Annotated in this window: 24 protein-coding genes and 1 pseudogene; 8 read left to right on the top strand and 17 right to left on the bottom strand. The window is 66.4% G+C overall.

The window, feature by feature from the left end:
• Window positions 1–163 precede the first annotated feature (163 nt).
• Window positions 164–1,495 carry a hemolysin family protein gene (locus CI805_RS03330; protein WP_260926246.1) on the bottom strand — a complete coding sequence of 444 codons (1,332 nt, stop codon included), beginning with the start codon at window positions 1,493–1,495 and terminating at the stop codon, window positions 164–166.
• Between the two features lie 207 nt (window positions 1,496–1,702).
• On the opposite strand from CI805_RS03330, the gene CI805_RS03335 reads away from it, so the two are divergent.
• The 3 genes from CI805_RS03335 (at window position 1,703) to CI805_RS03345 (ending at window position 4,086) form a co-directional block, all read left to right on the top strand.
• Window positions 1,703–2,377: an OmpA family protein gene (locus CI805_RS03335; RefSeq protein WP_260926248.1), complete on the top strand. Its 675-nt coding sequence runs from the start codon at window positions 1,703–1,705 to the stop codon at window positions 2,375–2,377.
• A gap of 129 nt (window positions 2,378–2,506) precedes the next feature.
• Window positions 2,507–3,385, top strand: a complete 879-nt coding sequence (gene nadC / locus CI805_RS03340; RefSeq protein ID WP_260926250.1) for a carboxylating nicotinate-nucleotide diphosphorylase — start codon at window positions 2,507–2,509, stop codon at window positions 3,383–3,385.
• Window positions 3,382–4,086: a ribonuclease T2 family protein gene (locus CI805_RS03345; protein WP_260926252.1), complete on the top strand. Its 705-nt coding sequence runs from the start codon at window positions 3,382–3,384 to the stop codon at window positions 4,084–4,086. The genes nadC and CI805_RS03345 overlap by 4 nt, the downstream gene beginning before the upstream one ends.
• A 49-nt stretch (window positions 4,087–4,135) precedes the next feature.
• Here CI805_RS03345 and tadA read toward each other — a convergent pair whose 3' ends face one another.
• Window positions 4,136–4,591, bottom strand: coding sequence for a tRNA adenosine(34) deaminase TadA (gene tadA / locus CI805_RS03350; RefSeq protein ID WP_260926254.1), 456 nt, complete (start codon window positions 4,589–4,591; stop codon window positions 4,136–4,138).
• A 114-nt stretch (window positions 4,592–4,705) separates the two neighbouring features.
• Here tadA and rpmB point away from each other — a divergent pair, with 114 nt between their 5' ends.
• The gene (gene rpmB, locus CI805_RS03355) at window positions 4,706–4,993 is read left to right on the top strand and encodes a 50S ribosomal protein L28 (protein ID WP_260926256.1); all 288 of its coding nucleotides are present in this window, start codon (window positions 4,706–4,708) and stop codon (window positions 4,991–4,993) included.
• Window positions 4,994–5,158: 165 nt separating this feature from the next.
• Here the strand turns inward: rpmB and CI805_RS03360 are convergent, their stop codons facing one another.
• The 3 genes from CI805_RS03360 to xseA are packed head-to-tail and all read right to left on the bottom strand — an operon-like array spanning window position 5,159 to window position 7,755.
• Window positions 5,159–6,040, bottom strand: coding sequence for a M23 family metallopeptidase (locus CI805_RS03360; RefSeq protein WP_409934926.1), 882 nt, complete (start codon window positions 6,038–6,040; stop codon window positions 5,159–5,161).
• Window positions 6,037–6,240: a DUF2093 domain-containing protein gene (locus tag CI805_RS03365; RefSeq protein WP_260926258.1), complete on the bottom strand. Its 204-nt coding sequence runs from the start codon at window positions 6,238–6,240 to the stop codon at window positions 6,037–6,039. The genes CI805_RS03360 and CI805_RS03365 overlap by 4 nt, the downstream gene beginning before the upstream one ends.
• Before the next feature lie 27 nt (window positions 6,241–6,267).
• Window positions 6,268–7,755 (bottom strand): exodeoxyribonuclease VII large subunit, encoded by a 1,488-nt coding sequence (gene xseA, locus CI805_RS03370; protein WP_260926260.1) that lies wholly within the window; start codon window positions 7,753–7,755, stop codon window positions 6,268–6,270.
• A gap of 5 nt (window positions 7,756–7,760) precedes the next feature.
• On the opposite strand from xseA, the gene purD reads away from it, so the two are divergent.
• Both purD and CI805_RS03380 read left to right on the top strand, forming a co-directional pair.
• On the top strand, window positions 7,761–9,047 hold the full coding sequence (gene purD, locus CI805_RS03375) for a phosphoribosylamine--glycine ligase (protein WP_260926262.1): 1,287 nt from the start codon (window positions 7,761–7,763) through the stop codon (window positions 9,045–9,047).
• A 6-nt stretch (window positions 9,048–9,053) separates the two neighbouring features.
• Window positions 9,054–9,575, top strand: a complete 522-nt coding sequence (locus CI805_RS03380) for a hypothetical protein (protein WP_260926263.1) — start codon at window positions 9,054–9,056, stop codon at window positions 9,573–9,575.
• A gap of 328 nt (window positions 9,576–9,903) precedes the next feature.
• Here the strand turns inward: CI805_RS03380 and CI805_RS03385 are convergent, their stop codons facing one another.
• The 3 genes from CI805_RS03385 to CI805_RS03395 are packed head-to-tail and all read right to left on the bottom strand — an operon-like array spanning window position 9,904 to window position 11,854.
• Window positions 9,904–10,308, bottom strand: coding sequence for a hypothetical protein (locus CI805_RS03385; protein ID WP_260926265.1), 405 nt, complete (start codon window positions 10,306–10,308; stop codon window positions 9,904–9,906).
• The gene (locus CI805_RS03390; protein ID WP_260926267.1) at window positions 10,305–10,847 is read right to left on the bottom strand and encodes a hypothetical protein; all 543 of its coding nucleotides are present in this window, start codon (window positions 10,845–10,847) and stop codon (window positions 10,305–10,307) included. Before CI805_RS03390 ends, CI805_RS03385 begins: the two co-directional genes overlap by 4 nt.
• 8 nt (window positions 10,848–10,855) lie before the next feature.
• A complete protein-coding gene (locus CI805_RS03395; RefSeq protein ID WP_260926269.1) occupies window positions 10,856–11,854 on the bottom strand; it encodes an adenosine kinase in 999 nt (332 codons plus the stop codon).
• A 189-nt stretch (window positions 11,855–12,043) separates the two neighbouring features.
• On the opposite strand from CI805_RS03395, the gene CI805_RS03400 reads away from it, so the two are divergent.
• Window positions 12,044–12,529: a hypothetical protein gene (locus CI805_RS03400; RefSeq protein ID WP_313958518.1), complete on the top strand. Its 486-nt coding sequence runs from the start codon at window positions 12,044–12,046 to the stop codon at window positions 12,527–12,529.
• A 39-nt stretch (window positions 12,530–12,568) separates the two neighbouring features.
• On the opposite strand, the gene CI805_RS03405 is transcribed toward CI805_RS03400, so the two are convergent.
• The 9 genes from CI805_RS03405 to CI805_RS03445 are packed head-to-tail and all read right to left on the bottom strand — an operon-like array spanning window position 12,569 to window position 19,213.
• Entirely contained in the window at window positions 12,569–12,928 is a 360-nt protein-coding gene (locus CI805_RS03405; protein ID WP_260926271.1) for a HesB/IscA family protein, read from the bottom strand.
• Window positions 12,925–13,425 carry a GNAT family N-acetyltransferase gene (locus CI805_RS03410; protein WP_260926274.1) on the bottom strand — a complete coding sequence of 167 codons (501 nt, stop codon included), beginning with the start codon at window positions 13,423–13,425 and terminating at the stop codon, window positions 12,925–12,927. The genes CI805_RS03405 and CI805_RS03410 overlap by 4 nt, the downstream gene beginning before the upstream one ends.
• Complete coding sequence (locus CI805_RS03415; RefSeq protein ID WP_260926276.1) at window positions 13,422–13,916, bottom strand: SUF system Fe-S cluster assembly protein; 495 nt, start codon at window positions 13,914–13,916, stop codon at window positions 13,422–13,424. The genes CI805_RS03410 and CI805_RS03415 overlap by 4 nt, the downstream gene beginning before the upstream one ends.
• On the bottom strand, window positions 13,913–15,148 hold the full coding sequence (locus CI805_RS03420) for an aminotransferase class V-fold PLP-dependent enzyme (RefSeq protein WP_260926278.1): 1,236 nt from the start codon (window positions 15,146–15,148) through the stop codon (window positions 13,913–13,915). Before CI805_RS03420 ends, CI805_RS03415 begins: the two co-directional genes overlap by 4 nt.
• Window positions 15,145–15,915 (bottom strand): SufD family Fe-S cluster assembly protein, encoded by a 771-nt coding sequence (locus tag CI805_RS03425; protein ID WP_260926283.1) that lies wholly within the window; start codon window positions 15,913–15,915, stop codon window positions 15,145–15,147. Before CI805_RS03425 ends, CI805_RS03420 begins: the two co-directional genes overlap by 4 nt.
• On the bottom strand, window positions 15,912–16,667 hold the full coding sequence (sufC, locus tag CI805_RS03430) for a Fe-S cluster assembly ATPase SufC (RefSeq protein WP_260927764.1): 756 nt from the start codon (window positions 16,665–16,667) through the stop codon (window positions 15,912–15,914). Before sufC ends, CI805_RS03425 begins: the two co-directional genes overlap by 4 nt.
• A 2-nt stretch (window positions 16,668–16,669) precedes the next feature.
• A complete protein-coding gene (locus tag CI805_RS03435) occupies window positions 16,670–17,206 on the bottom strand; it encodes an endonuclease domain-containing protein (protein ID WP_260926284.1) in 537 nt (178 codons plus the stop codon).
• Window positions 17,207–17,222: 16 nt separating this feature from the next.
• Entirely contained in the window at window positions 17,223–18,731 is a 1,509-nt protein-coding gene (gene sufB, locus CI805_RS03440) for a Fe-S cluster assembly protein SufB (RefSeq protein ID WP_260926286.1), read from the bottom strand.
• An 11-nt stretch (window positions 18,732–18,742) separates the two neighbouring features.
• A complete protein-coding gene (locus CI805_RS03445; protein ID WP_260926290.1) occupies window positions 18,743–19,213 on the bottom strand; it encodes an RrF2 family transcriptional regulator in 471 nt (156 codons plus the stop codon).
• 445 nt (window positions 19,214–19,658) lie between these two features.
• Here CI805_RS03445 and CI805_RS03450 point away from each other — a divergent pair.
• Window positions 19,659–20,704: pseudogene (locus tag CI805_RS03450) on the top strand (quinone-dependent dihydroorotate dehydrogenase).
• Window positions 20,705–20,724 lie beyond the last annotated feature (20 nt).

The raw sequence follows: 20,724 nt of genomic DNA on the forward strand, positions 1-20,724 counted from the left end.
GCTTTGGCCCATCAGGCCGAACCGGTTGTGGTGGCCCTGAGCGTTGCCGGTCTGACAGGCGCAGCGCTCACCACGCTGAGCCTGCTTGTTTCAGGCATCAGAAGCCACAGGGCGGGATAATCTTGCAGTAATGGGGTTAGCCAGTGGCGCAGGCTGATGGCGATCAGTCGCCTGCGACAATGGGTTCGGCAGCCTGAGAGGCCATGCTCTCCACCAGCAACTTGTCGATCCTGAGCCCGTCCATATCGACGACCTCAAAGCGCCAATCCTGTTCGGTGAAATGATCGCCCTCGCTGGGCACCTGCCTGAGAACACCCAGGACAAAGCCGGCAGCCGTGGCATATTCACGATCTTCCGGAAGCGAAAGACCCAGACGGTCAGCCATCGCATCTGCTGCCATCGCGCCGGAGATGAGCAGCGAGCCATCCTCGCGCTCCACGACCATCGGTGAATCGCCTTCATCCTGATGGCTGACGAACGTACCGGCGATGGCTTCGAGCACGTCGTTGGGCGTCACCACGCCTTCTAGATGCCCATATTCGTCATGGACCATCGCCATCGGGACTTCCGCCTGCTGCAAGGTGCGCAGGGCGTCGGTGGCATCGAGCTGGTCAGGAATGACCTCGGCCTTCTTCATCATCGCGGAAATATCGACCGCCTGCCCGGCGACAATGGCGGCCAGCACTTCACGAACCTTGAGGATGCCCAGAACGTTGTCGGGAGCATCACGCTCGATCACCGGCAGAAGCGAGTGGGGCGATGCCTCGATGCGGGCACGCAGGTCTTGCTCGGTCGCATCGGCCTCGATGGCATAGAGCTGGTTACGCGGCGTCATCAACTCGCGCACAGGCCGGTCGGCAAGGCGCAGGACGCCCGCCATCATTGCGCGTTCGTCTTCGGCGATGGCGCCCGAGCGGGTGGCTTCGGCAAAGATCATCTGGAGTTCTTCTGCGGTAATCCGTTCCTCGCCGCCCCGGCGTGCGCCGAGCAGCTTGAGGAGGGCGCCGGAGGAGCGATCGAGCAACCATACGAAGGGCGCCATTACGCGCGACATGATGACCATCGGCCGTGCCGCGATCAGCGCGATCGGTTCTGCCGCGCGCAGGGCCAGCTGCTTGGGAACCAGTTCACCGATCACCAGGCTGGCGTATGTGGTCACGATGATGACCAGAGTGAAACCCGCTTCACCGGAATAGCGGGCCGGCACGCCAAGTGCCGCAAGCCGCTCCGCCACGGGCTGGCCCAGGCTCGCCCCGGAATAGGCGCCTGCCACGATACCGATCAGGGTGATCCCGATCTGCACGGTGGAGAGGAACTTTCCCGGATCCGCCGCCAGCGTGAGCGCGGTCTGCGCCGCACCGCTGCCCTTGTCTGCCGATATCTTCAATCGCGCGGCACGTGCCGAGACGATGGCCAGTTCGGACATGGAAAACAGACCGTTGAGCAGGATGAGCCCAACGATGATGAGCAGGTCGGTCCAGGGAAAGGGTGTCACAGTGCGTCCAGCGCTAGCAGAGATTTGCGCGAACGCGAAGGGGGCCTGTCATCAGGAGGTGCAAATGGTTGGAGGCGGAACCGGCGAGGGGGCGGGCTCGTTACTGCCTCACCCCCCAGATCACTATCCATTTGCCATTCATGTTCATCACCGCACATAAACCATGCGAAGAACAAGACGGCATTATTCGAGAGGGAACGACAAACCATGAAGACGTCTCGCATTCTCACATCGGTGGCGGCCGTATGTGCGCTGGTGACGGTATCCGCGTGTGTGACCGATCCGAACACCGGCGAGCGCAAGGTCTCGCGAACGGCCATCGGCGGCGCTGGTGGAGCGGGCCTCGGCTATCTGCTGGGCAGCGTGATCGGCGGCAAGACCGCGCGCATCATGGGCGCAGGGATTGGCGGCGTGGCCGGGGCTGCGATCGGCTACCAGAAGGACAAGCAAATCCGCGAACTCAAGGAACAGACTGCGGGGTCCGGCGTCAATGTCAGCGATACGGGGGATGGTATTCTCCTGAATCTGCCGGATGTGACATTCGCGGTCGATTCGACGGCGATCAGCCCCTCGTTCCAGGCGACACTCGATAAAGTTGCCGCCAGCATGAATCAGTATCCGAACAGTCTGATCGACGTCTACGGACACACGGATTCGACCGGTTCGGATCAGTACAACATGGATCTGTCGCAGCGACGTGCGGATTCGGTTGCCAGCTATCTGGCGATGCGCGGTGTGAACCGGAACCGCATCCGTACCGAAGGTCTGGGCGAGCGCTATCCCGTGGCCGATAACAACACGCCTGAAGGCCGGGCGGCCAATCGCCGCGTGGAAGTGAAGATCACCCCTGTTTCGCAGGACGATACGCGCGGCGCGCACTGAGGCGCTCCGGCAGAATGATCAAGCGAAGGGCTGCCCGATGGGGCGGCCCTTTTCGTATGGCGCGCATTTCTGTTCCATCCCGTCAGGAGCGTCTCGACTTTGCCGGGCCGAGAAGGAATAGAAGAGCGCATGACCACCGATACGCTGCACACCACGCTCGACATTCCCGGTTTCGATCTGGAGGCCTTCGTCGCGTCCACGCTGGAGGAGGACCTTGGCGTTGGCCTTGCCGGGGGAGGGCGCGACGTGACAGCGCTCAGTGTCATCGGAGCGGATGACCGGTTTTCCGGCGTCATGGAATCGCGTGACGCTGTCGTCGTGGCGGGGCTACCCATTGCCGCAGCATTTTTTCGCCACCTTGACCCGGCGATGGACATCGAAATCCTTGTCGAGGAAGGTGCTGTGGTGGAACCCGGCACGGCCTTGATGCGCCTCTCCGGCCTTGCTCGCGCCATGCTGACGGCGGAGCGCAGCGCGTTGAATACGGTGCAGCACCTGACCGGTATCGCGACGATGACCCGGATTTATGTCGAGGCGATGGAAGGCCATGCCACGCTGCTCGACACCCGAAAGACCATCCCTGGCCTGCGCCATCTCGAAAAGTATGCCACTCGCACCGGCGGGGCGCGCAATCACCGCATGGGGCTTTGGGACGCGGCGATGATCAAGGACAATCACGTCCTTGTCGCGGGCAGCGTTGAAGAGGCCGTGCGCCGTGCGCGCGAGGCTGGCGTGCCGCAGATCATCTGCGAGGTGGATCGTCTCGACCAGATCGAGCCGGCGCTGGCCGCAGGCGCACATCATCTGCTGCTGGACAACATGGGCCCGGAAACGCTGCGCGCAGCCGTGGGAATAGTTGCCGGGCGCGTGCCGACCGAAGCATCGGGCGGGGTCAATCTTTCCACCATCGGCGCGATCGCGGCGAGCGGTGTCACCTATGTCTCGGTCGGGCGTCTCACCCAGAGTGCTCCGGCGGCCGACATAGGCCTGGACTTCACGCCGCTGTGAGACTCGCCGCCGCCGCTCTTGTCGCGGCGGCTGCCGCGATTTCGCCGTTGCCGGTGTTTGCGCAGGCTTACCAGTGTCGTGTCCCTGCGACGATCCCGACGCCGCGCCCGGTAACGCCTGACGGGCCTGTACGCCGGGGCGTCGCGGTGGGCTACACGCTGGCGGCCAGCTGGTCGCCGGAATATTGCCATTTCGCGCACGACAAGGGCTCGATGCAGTGTTCCGGCCGACAGGGCCGGTTCGGCTTCGTCCTGCACGGGCTGTGGCCGGAAGGCGGGGCAGGCGGTGATCCGCAGTGGTGCGGGGCAACTCCTCCCTCGGTGCAGGCATTGCGCGGCGCCTTGTGCATGACACCATCGCCCTCGCTGCTGGCGCATGAGTGGACCAAGCATGGCAGTTGTATGGCCCGAAGCCCTGAGGGCTATTTCAGGGTCAGCGGCATTCTGTGGCGTTCGCTGCACTGGCCGGATGCAGACTTCCTTTCGCGAAAGCGCGGGCTCGTCGCCGGGGACTTGCGCGATGCCTTCGTGGCCGAGAATCCGGGCTGGCGCCGCGATGCCGTGGGGGTCGTCGCCAATCGTAGCGGATGGCTGCGCGAAGTGCAGCTCTGCACCGACCGGCATTTTCGTCCCGCCCGGTGCGATGCGCGGCGTTTCGGTGCGGCAGACGGGGCGCCGCTGAAAATCTGGCGCGGGCTTTAGAGCAGATTTCGAGCCGTCAGGCGTTTCACCTGATTAGAAAATGCTTCTGTCAGCGTCGCGCGGCGAAGAAGGCTTTCAGCAGTGTCGAAGCTTCGGCGGCGGCGATGCCGGAGTAGACATCTGGGCGATGCAGGCATTGCGGATGCTCGAACACCCGCGCGCCATGTTCCACCGCGCCGCCCTTGGGATCGGAGGCGCCATAATAGACGCGGGCGATCCGGGCATGGGCGATCGCGCCTGCGCACATGGCGCAAGGCTCCAGCGTCACCCATAGCTCGCAGCCTTCGAGTCGCTCGTTACCCAAGGCAAGAGCGGCGGCCCGAATCGCCTCGATCTCCGCATGGCTGGTAGGGTCGTGGCGTTCACGCGGCGCATTGCGTCCACAGGCGATCACCTGGCCGTGCTTGACGATCACTGCGCCGATGGGCACTTCGCCCGCTTCTGCGGCCTTGTGTGCCTGTTCCAGGGCTTTCAGCATCGGTTCGGGGATCGGCCAGCGGGTCATTGCCCTATCGCTAGCGCGTGGAATTCCTGTGCGCAACTTGACCTCGCCCTATAGAATCGCTAATGGCGCGCCTTCCCGTGTAACGGCACAGAACATTTTCGAGCGAGAAACAGCATGTCCCGCATTTGCGAACTGACCGGCAAGGGCCGTCAGGTTGGCTGCAACGTCAGCCACGCCAACAACAAGACGAAGCGCGTCTACCTGCCCAACCTCCAGAACGTCACGCTGATGTCGGAGACTCTGGACCGCAGCTTCAAGTTCCGCGTTTCGACCCACGGTCTGCGTTCGGTCGAGCACAACGGCGGTCTCGACAACTGGCTGCTGAAGACCTCGGATGCCAAGCTTTCGCCGCGCGCCGTCAAGGTGAAGCGCGAGCTGAAGAAGCAGGCGGTCGCCGCCTGATTTTCCTCCCTGTGATGCTCTGACCACGGAGCACGCAGCTGGAAGGCAGGTTTACGAAAGGGCGCGCAGGGCAATCCTGCGCGCCCTTTCGTGTGTCTGCGCTAGATCGCCTCATTCAAACGCCTCATTCAGACGGTCTGTTCGGGAAGCGGCTGAAAGCGGCCTTTATTTCATTGGCCCGGTGAACAGGATCGGATCGACCCGAGATCCCTGCCACATCAGGCTCCAGTGCAGGTGCGGGCCGGTGGCGCGGCCGGTCATGCCGATCAGGCCGATGACCTGCCCCTGCTTCACATGGTCGCCCTGATGGACGAGAATCTGCGAGCAGTGCAGGAACGCGCTGTTCAGCCCCATCCCGTGGTCGATCATCAGCAGGTTGCCCTCCAGCGTGAAGGGCTTGTCTGCTGCCAGAATTACCACGCCATCTGCAGGGGCGACAAACGGCGTACCGCTGCGGCCTGTCGCGATGTCGAGGCCGGAATGATAGGCGCCCGGCTCGCCGCGATAGATGCGCTGGGAGCCGAACTGGCCGGAAATGCGCCCCTGCGCGGGCCAGATGAATTTCTGGCGCCAGCCTTGCGCGTCGGTCCGCATGGCGCGGGCGGCGTGGATGCGGTCCAGTTCCGGCTGACGCAAGGCCATGAAGGCCGAACTGGGGCCGCCCGTGCCTCGCGCGATATTGATGTTTTCGATGTGCCAGGCGCGCGGGGAGACGGTGATCTGCTGGGTGACGCTGCGGCCATCGGCCAGCGTTGCGACGAGCGTGGCGCTGGGCCCCGCATCCCGGTCGAACGCGGCAAACCAGTCGCCATCGGGCGCGATCGGAATGGGCGTGCCGTCGAAGGTCAGCGTGCGGGTGCCCTGCGGCACCGTGCCGCGAACCCAGCCGCCCTGCGTCAACTCGCCCTTGTAGCGGATCATGCCGATGGCACGGCCCGATTGCAGGCTGTCGTCCGGGCGCTGAGCCGGAAGCAGCGAGGCAGGCGCCGCCCCGACCAGCAAGGCTGCTGCTGCGCCGAGCAATCCGGCTTGCGTCAGAACCCTCACGCCGGGGAGAGCATCCGGCGCGTCGCGATCTCGGGCGAAGCGTAGGCTTCCTGCCGTTCCGCACTCCAGTAGCGCAGCTCTTCCAGCGGGATTTTCTCCGCCGTTACCGCGCACTCGACATAGGAGCCCGCGCGCAGGACGCGGAAGCTGCCGGGGCCGTACTGGAGCATGGCGGGGCGATCTGCGGATGACATCAACATGGAAATAATCCTAGCAGAGCGCAGCCATCAAAACAAATCTCCCTGCCGTGCTGATGGGCTGGCCGGTCGTGCCGGACGCGGTGCCTTGGGGGGCGTGGAAGAGGGCGGCGCGGAAACAGCGCCGTTCACCTGTACCGCAAGGTCGCCGTCGCGGAATTTCAGGACCAGAGCCGCTTCCTGTCCGGCCGATGCGGCGCTGGTCAGTGTCTGGCCTTGGGCTCCCACCACACGGGCGAAACCACGCTCCAGCGGCTTGTCCGGATTCAGCTGCGGCAGCACGCGGGCGAGTTGGGCGAGGTCGCCCTGCGCGCGCGCCATCCGGCGTTCGAGCAGGCGCGGTTCCAGGCCGGTGCGGGTCAGGCGCTCGGCGCTGGTCTGCACGCGGTGGCGCAGCAGCGGCAGTGAGAGCCGTGCCGTCACCTGCCCCATACGTTCGCGCTTGATCGCCGCCTGATCGCGCAAAGCTCGCCGCAGGCGTTCGGCCAGATCGTCGAGTCCCTGCTGGCGCTGGGCCAGAATCGCCTCGGGCTTGGGCAGGCGCTGGACACGCGCCTCCAGCCGTTCGCGTCCCAGCACGACCGGGCGACCGGCGCTGCGGCGCATGCGATAGCCCATCTCGTCGAGCGTCGCGGCGAGTTCGGCGCGGACCGGCACCGCGATCTCGGCAGCGGCGGTCGGCGTCGGTGCGCGGCGGTCGGCGGCGTAGTCGCAAAGGGTGGTGTCGGTCTCGTGGCCGACGGCGGAGATCACCGGAATGCGCGATTCGGCCACCGCGCGCACGACGATTTCCTCGTTGAAGCCCCACAGGTCCTCGATCGAGCCGCCGCCGCGCGCGACGATCACCAGATCGGGACGCGGCACCGGGCCATGTTCCGGCATCTCGGAGAAGCCGCGCACAGCGCGGGCGACCTGTTCGGCCGAACCTTCGCCCTGCACCAGCACTGGCCAGACGAGGACGTGGCTGGGGAAGCGGTCCGCCAGCCGGTGGAGAATATCCCGGATCACCGCGCCGGTGGGCGAGGTGACGACGCCGATGGTGCGCGGCAGGAACGGCAGGGCGCGCTTGCGTTCGGGGGCGAACAGCCCTTCTGCCGCCAGCCGAGCACGCAGCTTTTCGAGCAGAGCCAGCAGCGCGCCTTCGCCGGCGATTTCCATCGTCTCGATGACGATCTGGTACTTCGAGCGGCCCGGATAGGTGGTCAGCTTGCCGGTGGCTATCACTTCCACGCCGTCTTCGGGGCGGAAGGCGAGGCGCTGGGCACCGCCGCGCCACATCACGCCGTCGATCACCGCCTTGTCGTCCTTGAGCGCGCAGTAGAGGTGGCCCGAGGCCGCGCGCTTGACGCCGGAAAGCTCGCCGCGCAGGCGCACGAAGCCGAAGCGGTCCTCGACTGTGCGCTTGAGGATCGCGGAAATCTCGCTGATCGAGAGCGGCGCGGCGTTGTCGCCTGCGTCCTGCTTCGCTACCAGCCCTCCCGAACGACCATCTTCATATTCGTCATCGTCGAAAGGCACAGCGCATGAACATCCTTCTTCTGGGCTCGGGCGGCCGCGAACATGCGCTGGCCTGGAAGCTGGCGCAATCCCCGGCCTGCGACACCCTGTGGGCAGCGCCCGGAAATCCCGGCATTTCCGAGGTTGCGACCTGCATCGCGCTGGATGCGACCGACCACGCCGCCGTGATCGCCTTCTGCGAAGCGAACGTCGTCGGCCTCGTCGTGATCGGCCCGGAAGCGCCGCTGGTCGATGGCTTGGCCGATTCGCTGCGGGCCGAGGGTTTTGCCGTGTTCGGGCCGGGCAAGGCAGCGGCGCAGCTGGAAGGCTCCAAGGGCTTCACCAAGGACCTGTGCGAGCGCGCAGGCATTCCCACCGCCGGTTACGTGCGCGTGACCGATGAAGCGGCGGCCCGCGCGGCGCTGGCGCAGTTCGGCGCGCCGGTGGTCATCAAGGCCGATGGTCTGGCGGCGGGCAAGGGCGTGACCGTGGCGATGACCATGGCCGAGGCCGAGGCTGCGGTGGCGGACATCTTCGCCGGGCGCTTCGGCGAAGCCGGTGCCGAAGCCGTGATCGAGGAGTTCATGGAAGGCGAGGAGGCCAGCTTCTTCGCGCTGACCGATGGCTCCACCATCGTCCCCTTCGCCTCGGCGCAGGATCACAAGCGCGTGGGCGAGGGCGATACCGGCCCCAACACCGGCGGCATGGGCGCCTACAGCCCGGCCCCGGTGCTGACCCCGGCGCTGGAAGTCGAAGTGCTCGAACGCATCATCGCGCCGACCGTGCGCCAGCTTGAGGACGATGGCACGCCCTATTCCGGCGTGCTGTTCCTGGGCGTGATGCTGACCCGCGAAGGCCCCAAGCTGATCGAGTACAACTGCCGCTTCGGGGATCCCGAGTGCCAGGTGATGATGCTGCGCCTCGAATCGGATCTGGTCGAGCTGCTCCATGCCTGCGCCGAGAACCGTCTTGCCGCGATCGAGGCGCCGAAGTTCAGCCAGGACACCGCGCTGACAGTGGTGATGGCGGCGAAGGGCTATCCCGATACGCCCGAGAAGGGCGGCGCGATTGGCGGTCTTGCCGAGGCTGAGGCGGATGGTGCGAAGGTATTCCACGCAGGCACCGCGCTGAAGGACGGCGCTCTGGTCGCCAGCGGTGGTCGCGTGCTCAACGTCACGGCGCGCGGCGGCTCGGTGCGCGAGGCGCAGGCGCGTGCCTATGCCGCGCTCGACAGGATCGATTTTCCCACCGGCTTCTGCCGCCGCGATATCGGTTGGCGGGAGGTTGCCCGCGAAACCAGCAAGGAAAGCTGATCCATCATGAAGCTCGACGCCGATGCCATCCTCAAGCTGAGCCTCGCCGCCGCCGCGCTGATGGCGGGGGCAGGCATCGGCGGGTACTACGGGCTCTATCTGCCGCTCCATACGCAGAGCGTGGAGGCGCAGGCGGCGGCGCGGCAGGCCGATGCCGACAAGGCGCAGGACAAGGCCGCGCACGATGCCGCCGTGGCCGAGGCGAAGCGCAAGGTCGCGGCGCAGACCGGCTATGACGACTGCGTGAACATGGCGGGCCTTGCCTATCGCAACCGCTGGAACGCCAGCTGCCGGGCGATGCGCCAGAGCGATATCGAGGCCTATCAGGATTGCCGCGACAACTGGTTCTCCAGCGATGCCAAATGCCAGCGCAAGCACCCGGTGCGCCCGGCGATGGACTGCGACCTGCCCGCCGATGTCGCCGCCGCCTATGCCGACGATCTCGACAAGGCCAAGGCGCAATGTCTGGGGACGTTGCAGGGTGCCGCCCCGCAGCAGTCGGTGCCCGCCCCACAGCCATCGCTGTGACCTGCGCCCGACGCAAGGTGACACTTGCGAGGGGCTGGTTGACACAGGTGACACGGTCCAGAGGGCAAACTCGCGTTTCCGCCTGAAAAGTGTCAATTTGCGCGGAAAAGCGTGTCACCTTGCCGGTTGACGGCGTTAACATTGCTGGGAAATCTGTCACCTTGCGTGCGGCGCAAGATGACGGGTTGGCCCGGTACAGGACCATGCGCGAGAGAGTTTGAAGGCGGGGCGGCATGGCCCGGTTTTACCGCAGGGCGGTGCGTGTAGGAAAATGCGGGCGCCCCTGCTGTTTCCCTCATCGTCATCCCGGCACGGTATCGGTGGTTGCCTATCGCACGACCAGCCGAACCGGCGCGATCTCGATGACCGGCATTTCCCAGGGATGCGCGGCCATGATCTGCGCCACGGCGTGATCCAGCGCCGGATCGCTAAGCGTACAGGCGGCGTGGATCACCAGTGCCACGGTGGGCGAGAGCGCGGTCTCGCCGCTGATGCCGAGCGTTGGCGTGGCGCTCGCGCCGGGGCGGAAGCTCTCCCAGCCCGGCGAGAGTTCGACGACGCCCGAATAGAGATCGAAGTGGCCCAGCGGATTGTCGGCACGCACGATGGCGAACATCGCGGCGAGAACCGCGTCACGCTCGGCAGCTTCGGCATCTCCCGCCAGCATCGCGGCGAGAGTCTCTGGCGCCACCGGCACATGGACTTTCAGGCGAACGGCTTCCCGCGTCTTCACGCAGCGGTACTCTCATCGAGCAGGCGAACGGTCAGCGCGAGGCGCTTGGCATCCTCGCGCGCCAGATGTTCGCGCGGCAGGCGCAGCTTGGCCTCTTCCAGCGCGGCGACGACCTGCGGGCGCGAATAGCCCCGGTCGGTGAAGTACTCGCCCAAATAGCGCACCGGGAACGGGGCCGCGCGGCCTACTGCGTGGGCCAGCAGATCGAGCCAGAATACGTCGACCTCAGCGTCGGCATAAACATCGCAGCCCTCGACGAAGGCGGCGATCTGGTCGAGCACCTCCACCGGGTCCTGCCCTTCGCCCGCCAGCATCGCGCGGCTGATGCCGTGCAGGCTTTCCGCCTCGGCAGACCAGTCCCAGTGCTGCCAGGCAGGCAGCGGGCGGATCAGCCAGGAGGCGCTGCGCCCGTCCACCCGTGCCAGCGCGACCTCGATCGGGAAGGACTGCCCATCTTCGGGCAGGCAACTCGCTTCGAAGTCGATCAGGGCAACTGGCAGGGCGACGGGCTTATCCGGGGCGGGCGCAGCGGTGCTCAAGGTGTCGCTCAGGCGGTCGCTTCGGAGACGAGCGCGGCGATGTCGGCCTCGGGCCGGGCGCCGTAGTGCGAGATCACTTCGGCGGCGCAGATCGCGCCCATCTTGAGGCAGGTCTCGGGCGCGAGGCCGCGAACGTGGCCGAACAGGAAGCCTGCGGCGAACAGGTCACCCGCGCCGGTGGTGTCGACGACCTTGGCGATCGGCTCGGCAGGCACGGCAGCGCGCACGCCGTCCACCACGGCGACAGCGCCCTCTGCCCCGCGCGTGACGACCAGCACCGGCACGTTGGGGGTCAGCTTGGCGATACCGGCGTCGCAATCGTCCTCGCCGGTCAGTGCGGCCAGTTCACCTTCGTTGGCGAACAGGATGTCGATCTGGCCATTGGCGATCAGATCGCGGAAATCGTCGCCATGGCGCGAGATCACGAAAGCGTCGGACAGCGTGAAGGCGACCTTGCGGCCCGCATCGCGCGAGGCGGCGATGGCGCGGCGCATGGCGGCGCGGGGCTCTTCCGGGTCCCACAGGTAGCCTTCGAGGTAGAGCACCTGCGCGCTGGCGATGGTGTCGACGTTCAGCGCGTCGGCGGGCAGGAACTGCGAGGCGCCGAGGAAGGTGTTCATCGTGCGCTGGCCATCGGGCGAAACGAAGATCAGGCAGCGCGCAGTGGGCGGGTTGCCTTCGCGGGCGGGGGTGTCGAAGGCGATGCCGCCGGCGCGGATATCATGCGCGAAGACTTCGCCGAGCTGGTCTTCGGCCACCTGGCCGATGAAGGCGCACTTCGCGCCAAGCGCGGCGAGGCCCGCCAGCGTGTTCGCCGCCGAACCGCCCGAGATCTCGCGCGCGGGGCCCATGGCATCGTACAGCTGCTGGGCGCGCTCGGTATCGACCAGCGTCATGCCGCCGCGCTGGAGGCCGAGTTCGGCGATCTTGGCATCGGCGCAGGGGGCCATGACATCGACGATGGCATTGCCGATGGCGACGACATCGAGAGTTGCAGGCGTGGTCATGTGGGGGAGCGTCCTTGGAAAATGGTGTGAGCGCCCGCGCGAAAGGCGCGCCGGGCGAAGAATTCAGTCCTGTAACCGCGACTAGCGTGCGCTCCGCCGCTCGGCAAGGTGCACGGGCGTTGACAGCGCGCGCCGCGCGCGCAAGACGCGCAGGTTCGGCATTCTGGCGGGCATGAGACGGGCATAACGATGGAACGGGGTATTTCGGGAGGCATGAGCGTGCCGGTATGGTCGCCGCGATCGTCGTCACTGTGGCAGACGGTGCGGGGGCCGGTCGTCGCTTCGCTGCTGGCGCTGGGGCTGGCGGCCTGTTCGGCGACCGGGGGCGGCGTCCAGAGCACGCCGCGTCCCTCGCGCGGGCACGAGGCGCCGGTGCGCAAGCCGGTGGTCGCCCCGCCGCGCAATCCCGAATTCCAGCGCGCGCCCGGCCTCGAAGGGGTGATCGGCGCCACGCAAGGGCAGCTGGAGCGCCAGTTCGGCAAGCCGCGTCTCGATGTGTGGGATGGCGATGCGCGCAAGCTGCAGTTCACCGGGAACGCCTGCGTTCTGGATATCTACCTTTACCCCACCACCCAGTCGCGCGAGCCGCTGGCGAGTTATGTCGATGCGCGCCGGGCCTCGGACGGCAAGGACGTTGATCGCGGGGCCTGTGTCGCCGCGCTGAGAGGCAGATAGGGAAAAGGGCGGCTGGATTTCTCCGGGCCGCCCTTTTTATTACACCGTGAAGCTCTCGCCGCAGCCGCAGGCGCCCTTGGCGTTGGGGTTGTCGAACACGAAGCCCGCCGTGAAATCGTCCTCGCGCCAGTCCATCGTGCTGCCGATCAGGTAGAGCACCGAGGCGGCGTCGATGTAGAAGGTGCCGCCGGGGGTGGCGATCTTCTCGTCCATCGGGCTTTCCGCCGTCACGTAGTCGACCGAATAGGCAAGCCCTGAACAGCCCCGGCGCGGGGTGGAGAGCTTGACGCCGATGGTGCCCTCGGGCGCCTGCGCCATCAGGTTGGCGATGCGCGTCTCGGCGCCGGGCGTCAGCAGGACGGCGGCGGGACGGGCGCGGGTTGTTGTGGTGGAAGTCATAACGTCTTTTCCCAGAATTGCGCCGTTCCGACTTCGGGATCGAGCGCGAAATCGCCAAAGCCCATGGCGCGGTAGAGCCCTTGCGCACGAACATTGCCGGAGAGCACTTCGAGCGTGACCTTGCAGGCCCCACGTCGCTGCGCCTCGGTTTCCACCGCCGCCATCAGCGCCTTGCCGACGCCGTGTCCACGGGTGCCCGGCAGCACCGACAGGTCGTGGATGTTGACGAGCGGGCGGGCCTTGAAGGTCGAGAAGCCGGTCTGACAGTTGGCCAGACCCACCGCCTCGTCGTCCAGAAAGGCCAGTAGCGAGAACGCGCCGGGGTGCGCCGCGAGCGCGGAGATCAGCGTGGCGCGCACGGTATCGGACAGGGGATTGCCGCCGCCCATCGGATCGCGCGCATAGGCATCGAGCAGCGCGATCACGTGGCCCGCATCCGTGGCATCGCCATAGTCGGCGAGGCGCACGGTCAGCGCGGGGGCGGCAATGTCGGTCACAGCATGCCCAGTTCGAGCTTCGCCTCGTCGGACATCTTGGCCATGTCCCACGGCGGGTCCCAGATCAGGTTCACTTCGGCATCGCGCACGCCGGGGACGGCGGCGACGCGCAGTTCGACCTCGCCGGGCATCGATTCGGCGACTGGGCAATGCGGCGTGGTGAGCGTCATCGTCACAGCAACCGAACCTTCGTCGGTGATGTCGACGCCGTAGATCAGGCCGAGATCGTAGATGTTCACCGGGATTTCCGGGTCGTAGATCTGCTTCAGCGCCTCGATCACGCCATCGTAGGTCGCGCCGCCCGGCTCGCCGGGGTTCGCGGTTTGCGGCGTTTCGGCGAGGAAGCCGTCGAGATAGTCACGGCGACGCGGCTCTTCCGAGGCTGCCGGAACCGGCGCATCGTCCACGCGCGCACGCGGCGGTGCGGGTGCGGCCTCGACTTCCTCGACGTCGAACTTGCGGGTTTCGCCGGAAGTGGACTGGTCGGTCATCCGAAAATTCTCCTGGTGCGCTCGATCCCCTGCATCAGGGCATCGATATCGCTCTCGTCATTGTACAGGCCGAAGCTGGCGCGGGCGGTGGCGGGCACGCCCAGATGCTCCATCAGCGGCTGTGCGCAGTGGTGCCCGGCGCGGATCGCTACGCGGGCGCCATCGGCACCTTCTTCATCCAATATGGTGCCGAGGTCGTGCGGATGCACCCCGTCGAGCGCAAAACTGACGATCCCGGCGGATTCGTCCGGGCCGAACAGTGTCACGTCGTTGCGCGCGCGCAGCGCCTCGCGCAGCTTGGCCGCCAGCGCCTTCTCATGTGCGTCGGCAACGTCGATGCCGACATCGCTCAGCCAGTCGACCGCAGCGGCAAAGCCGATCGCCTCGATGATCGCGGGCGTGCCCGCCTCGAAGCGCTGCGGCGGCGGGGCATAAGTAGTCTCGGCAAAGGTCACGCGGTCGATCATCGAGCCGCCGCCCTGCATCGGCGGCATGCCTTCGAGGATTTCGCCACGCGCCCATAGCACGCCGATGCCGTTGGGGCCGTAGAGCTTGTGCGCCGAGAAGGCGTAGAAATCGCAGCCGAGCGCCGCCATGTCGAGCGCGATGCGCGGCGCGGCCTGACAGCCATCGACCAGCAGCTTCGCGCCGACCTTGTGCGCCAGCGCCGCCGCGCGGGCTACGTCGAGGATCGAGCCGAGCACGTTCGAGACATGCGCCAGCGCGACCAGCTTGTGCCGCTCGGTCAGCATCGCTTCGGCGGCGTCGAGGTCGATCCGGCCATCGGCGGTCAGCGGGCAGACGTCGATCTCGATCCCGGTGCGCTCACGCAAAATCTGCCAGGGCACGATGTTGGAGTGATGCTCCAGCAGCGAGAGCAGCACGCGGTCGCCCGCCTTCAGGTTGGCAAGGCCCCATGTCTGCGCGACGAGGTTGACCGATTCGGTGGCGCCGCGCGTGAACACGATCTCGTCTTCGCGGGCACCGATGAACGTCGCGATGCGGCGGCGGGCCGCCTCGAAGCGCAGCGTCATCTCGGCGGATCGCGAATAGACGCCGCGATGGACGGTGGCGTAATCCTCGCCCATCGCCTTCACGGTCGCCTCGATCACGGCCTGCGGCTTCTGTGCCGTCGCGGCAGTGTCGAGATAGTGCCAGTTCCCAGCCATGCCGGGGAACTGGTCGCGCAGCGACAGGTGGGTGAGCGTGTTGGTATCGGTGGTGGTCGTCATGCGTCCTCCAGATCTTCCGCCAGCGCAACGCCCAGCAGCGCGGCAAGGCGCGTCTGTGCGGCCAGGCCGAGCGCCTCTTCGCCGGGGGCACCGGCAAAGGCTTCGGCCACGAAAGCCTGCAACATCAGCTGCTTGGCCCGCTGCGGATCGAGCCCGCGCGAGGTGAGGTAGAACAGCCCCTGCGCGTCCAGTTCGCCGATGGCGCAGCCGTGCGCGGCCTTCACGTCGTCGGCGAAGATTTCCAGCTCGGGCCGGGCATTGGCGGTCGCCGTGCGGTCGAGCAGCATGGCGCGCACCGACTGTTCGGCATCGGTGCCATCGGCCCCGCACGCCACGGCGATGCGGCCAAGATACGTGCCGGTCGCCTGCTCGGCCAAGACCGAGCGCACGATCTGGCTCGATGTGGCGTTGAGCGCGGTGTGGGTGACCTGCGTGACGATCTCGACCGTGTGAGAAGCGCCGCCCAGCTGCGCGGCGCCGAGGGTAAAGTCGGCAGCCTCGCCCAGCGTCACGTCCACCGCGATGCGGCCATAGCTTGGCCCCGCGACCAGCACGCGCAGGTCCAGCTTCGCGCCCTTGCCCAGCGTGATCGCGAAGTGGCGGGCGACGGCACCTTCGCCGGTCTCGACGATTTCGAACGACTGTTCGTCACCGTCGGCGACGGTCAGCGTCTCGACCGCGATCGGCCAGACGGTCTCCAGCGCGGCGATGTCCGAATAGCGGAAATCCTCGTCGCGCCGGGAAGGGAGAGCGAGCGCGTTGCTCATGCCGCCTGCTCTTGCACCACGGCTTCGTAACCCTCTTCCTCCAGCTGGAGCGCGAGGTCGGCGCCGCCCGACTTGACGATGCGGCCCGCAGCCAGAACGTGCACGAAGTCCGGCTTCACGTAGTCCAGCAGGCGCTGGTAGTGGGTGATCAGCAGCACCGACTTGTCGGGGGTGCGCATGATCGCGTTGATGCCTTCGCCGCAGATGCGCAGCGCGTCGATGTCGAGGCCGGAATCGGTCTCGTCGAGGATCGCCAGCTTGGGATCGAGGATGCCCATCTGCACCATCTCGGCGCGCTTCTTCTCGCCGCCCGAGAAGCCGACGTTCACCGGGCGCTTGAGCATGTCCATGTCCATGCGCAGCAGCGCGGCCTTTTCCTTGGCGAGCTTCAGGAAGGCACCGCCCGACAGCGGCTCCTCGCCGCGCACCCGGCGCTGGGCATTGGCGGCCTCACGCAGGAACTGGACGTAGGAGACGCCGGGGATCTCGACCGGGTACTGGAAGCCCAGGAACAGGCCAGCCGCCGCGCGCTCGTGTGGCTCCATCTCCAGCAGGTCCTCGCCGCCGAAGTCGACGCTGCCGCCGGTCACGTCGTAGCCGGGACGCCCGCCGAGCGTATAGCCCAGCGTCGATTTGCCCGCGCCGTTGGGGCCCATGATCGCATGGACCTCGCCCGGATTGATCGTGAGCGACAGGCCCTTCAGGATCGGCTTGTCGGCTACGGTGGCGTGGAGGTTGTCGATCGTAAGCATGGTCATCCTTCGTCGCCCTCGAAGCTGGAGGCGAAATTGGGGGCGAATGTTGTGGCCGGGCGGGCGCCCGCCTTCTTGCGCGCAGAGCGCTTGTCGAACGGCACCGCGAGTTCGGTGGCGATCTCGCGCAGCACGCTCTCGACGTTGCCGAGCACTTCCTCTTCCGAGAAGCGCAGCACGCGGATGCCGACGTCGGTCAGCTTGCGGTCCTGCAGGTCGCTGACGTCGGGGTTGGAATCCTCGGGGCTGAGCTGGACGACGATCCAGCGCGAGGGGCAGGCGAAATCGACCACGGTCGAGCCGACCACGCTGTAGCGGATGAACTTCACGCCGCCCTGCTTCGAGCCCGAAAGCTGCGCCCACAGCGCCTTCTGCGCCTCGCTGGGATGGCGGCGCATGTCCTTCGCCCGCTCCTTGAGCGTTTCGAGGCGCGCGCCGGTAACGTTGAAGCTGGCCTTGGCATCCGCCTTGGGCGCTGTCGCTGTGCTGATGCCCAGGGTCTTGCGGGCGGTCATGGTGTCCTGTCCTTTATCGTTCATTCTGGTTGGAGCGGGCTCAGCCCACGCTCCCCTCAAGGCTGATGCCGAGCAGCTTCTGTGCTTCGACCGCGAATTCCATCGGCAGCTGCTGGAGCACTTCCTTGGCGAAGCCGTTGACGATCAGGCCGACCGCCGCCTCGGTGTCGAGGCCGCGCTGCATCGCGTAGAACAGCTGGTCGTCGCTGATCTTGCTGGTGGTGGCTTCGTGCTCGATCTGGGCCGAGGGGTTCTTCACCTCGATATAGGGCACGGTGTGGGCGCCGCATTCCTTGCCGAGCAGCAGCGAATCGCACTGGGTGAAGTTGCGCACGCCCTCGGCATTGGCGGCCACGCGCACCAGCCCGCGATAGGTGTTGTTGCTCTTGCCCGCCGAGATACCCTTCGAGATGATCGTCGAGCGGCTACCCTTGCCGTTGTGGATCATCTTGGTGCCGGTATCGGCCTGCTGGAAGTTGTTGGTGACGGCGACCGAGTAGAACTCGCCCACCGAATCCTCACCGTTGAGCACGCACGAGGGGTACTTCCAGGTGATCGCCGAGCCGGTTTCGACCTGCGTCCACGAGATCTTCGAGCGCGCGCCCTGGCACAGACCGCGCTTGGTCACGAAGTTGTAGATGCCGCCCTTGCCCTCGGCATTGCCGGGATACCAGTTCTGGACGGTGGAATACTTGATCTCGGCATCCTCCATCGCAACGAGTTCGACGACCGCGGCATGCAGCTGGTTCTCGTCGCGCATCGGCGCGGTGCAGCCTTCGAGGTACGAGACGTAGCTGCCCTTTTCGGCGACGATCAGCGTGCGCTCGAACTGGCCGGTATTCTCGGCATTGATGCGGAAATAGGTGCTCAGCTCCATCGGGCAGCGCACGCCTTCGGGGATGTAGACGAAGGTGCCGTCCGAGAAGACCGCGCAGTTCAGCGCCGCGAAGTAGTTGTCCTGCACCGGCACGACACGGCCCAGCCACTTCTTCACCAGCTCGGGATATTCGCGGATCGCCTCGGAGATCGAGCGGAAGATCACGCCCGCCTGCTCCAGCTCCTTGCGGAAGGTGGTGGCGACGGAGACCGAATCGAACACCGCATCGACGGCGACCTTGCGTGCGCCCTCGACCCCGGCGAGCACTTTCTGCTCCTCCAGCGAGATGCCGAGCTTCTCGTAGACGCGCAGGATCTCGGGATCGACCTCGTCGAGGCTGGCCGGGCCGTCCTTCTTCTTGGGCGCGGCCCAGTAATAGGCGTCCTGATAGTCGATCGGCGGCACGTTCAGCTTCGCCCAGTCCGGCGGGGTCATCTCCAGCCAGCGGCGATAGGCCTTGAGGCGCCATTCGAGCATCCATTCCGGCTCGTCCTTCTTGGCCGAGATGAAGCGCACGGTGTCCTCGGACAGGCCCTTGGGGCCGTATTCCTGCTCGATGTCGGAGACCCAGCCGTGCTCGTATTCGGCGGCGCGGGCGGCGGCATCGCGCGCGGCCTGATCGCGCACGGGTTCCTGCGGGGTGGTGTCGGGCGAGAGGGCGGTTGTGTTCATGGTCTTCTCGGTCATCTCGGTTGCTCGACCAGGGCGGTCAGAGTGACGCCCGCAAGGGCGCCGCGCACCGCCGCGTTGACCTGCGGCCAGTGCGGGCGGACATGGCAGGCCTCGTGCAGCGTGCAGTCGGTCTTGTGCGTTTCGAGGCAGGCGGTGAGCGCGATCGGCCCTTCCACCGCCTCGACGATATCGGCCAGCGAGATCGTCGCAGGCGGGCGGGCGAGGCGAAGGCCGCCGCCGACCCCGCGCGAGGAGCGCATGAGGCCCGCCGCGCTCAGCTTGCTGACCAGCTTCTGCACCGTGGGAACGGGCAGGCCGGTCTCTTCGGCCAGCTGGGCGGCGGAAATGCGCCCGCGCAGGGCAGCGGTGTTCTCGCCCCCCTGATGAGCCTGTGCGGCGGACACCATCGCGCATGTTCCGCAATGCCTTGCGGCAGCGGACATGATCACAACGGCATAGTCGGCCATGCTGGACAGGCGCATCGATTCGAAACTCTAGAAACGTGTTTTCGGAAGGCGCTTCCGACAAATCGGAGCGATTCCTTCCGATTTGCACCTAGTGCAGGTCCGTCGAGGTTTCAATGGGGTAAAAGGCGCAGAATTCAGCCAGTTTTTGCGAGTCTTTCGCAACTGTAAAGGCGCTGCCGAGGCCGTGGGTCAGGCGTCCTGATCCGGCCAAACGAAAAAAGGGCGGCCCCTCCGAGGAAGGACCGCCGCTTAGTTAATAAGGAACTCGTGCACAAACCGGCTACGAGCCCTTCGGGTCGCAAGGCCGGTGTAGGGGGAGAATTGTCCGATTTATTGTAGAAACGCGACACGGTGTGCCGGGAGAGGGGTGAAACTTCGCAACTTTCCGCAAGTGAAGCTCCCGCTGTGTTGTTCATGCAACACATTGCCACCATGCAACCGTTGGCGTTATGCGCGTTTTGTGAACTACGCCCTTCTTCGCCCGCTGCTCTTCCGACTCGATGCCGAAACGGCACACGGATTGGCCTTCCGCGCCTTGCGTCTGCAGAACCCCAAGGCCGAAATCCGCTATGACGGGCCGCTCGCCTGTACGGTGGCCGGGCTGCAATTCCCCAACCCCGTGGGCATGGCGGCCGGGTTCGACAAGAACGCCGAAGCGCCTGACGCCATTCTGGGCATGGGCTTCGGCTATGCCGAGGTCGGTTCGGTGACGCCGCGCCCGCAGGCGGGCAATGTGCGTCCGCGCCTGTTCCGGCTGGTAGAGGACCGCGCGGTGATCAACCGCATGGGCTTCAACAACCACGGCGGCGATGCGGCGGCGGCCCGGCTCAAGGCCCGCGCCGGACGTCCCGGCGTGATCGGCATGAACATCGGCGCGAACAAGGATTCGGAAGACAGGGTGGCGGACTACACGCACCTTGTCCGGCTGATGGCGCCGCTGTGCAGCTATATCGTCGTCAACGTCTCCAGCCCCAACACGCCGGGCCTGCGCGCGTTGCAGGACGAATCGGCACTGACCAGTCTGCTCGACGCGGTGATCGCCGAACGCGATGCGACCTGCGGGCAGGGCAGCGGCCCCCGATCTTCCTCAAGGTCGCCCCCGATCTCGAACCGGCAGACATCGATTCGATCGCGCGCATCGCCATCGACAAGGCACTGGGGGCGCTGATCGTCACCAACACCACGATCTCGCGCCCGGCGCTGGCCTCGCCCCATCGTGGCGAGAGCGGCGGGCTTTCCGGGGCCCCGCTCAAGGACATGGCGCATCGCCGTCTGATCGAGTTCCGCAAGGCGACCGGCGGCGCGGTGCCGCTGATCGGCGTGGGCGGCATCGCCAATGCGCAGGACGCCTGGGCGCGCATTCGCGCGGGCGCCAGCCTGATCCAGCTCTACAGCGCGATGGTCTATGAAGGACCGGGTATCGCGAAGACAATCTGCGCCGGACTGGAGCAGCTGATGAAGCGCGACGGCTTCTCCTCCATCGCCGAGGCGGTGGGCACCGCCTGACAGCGCTTCGCGGGCGGCGG

It is taken from the genome of Novosphingobium sp. 9 (genome assembly GCF_025340265.1).
GTDB lineage: Bacteria > Pseudomonadota > Alphaproteobacteria > Sphingomonadales > Sphingomonadaceae > Novosphingobium.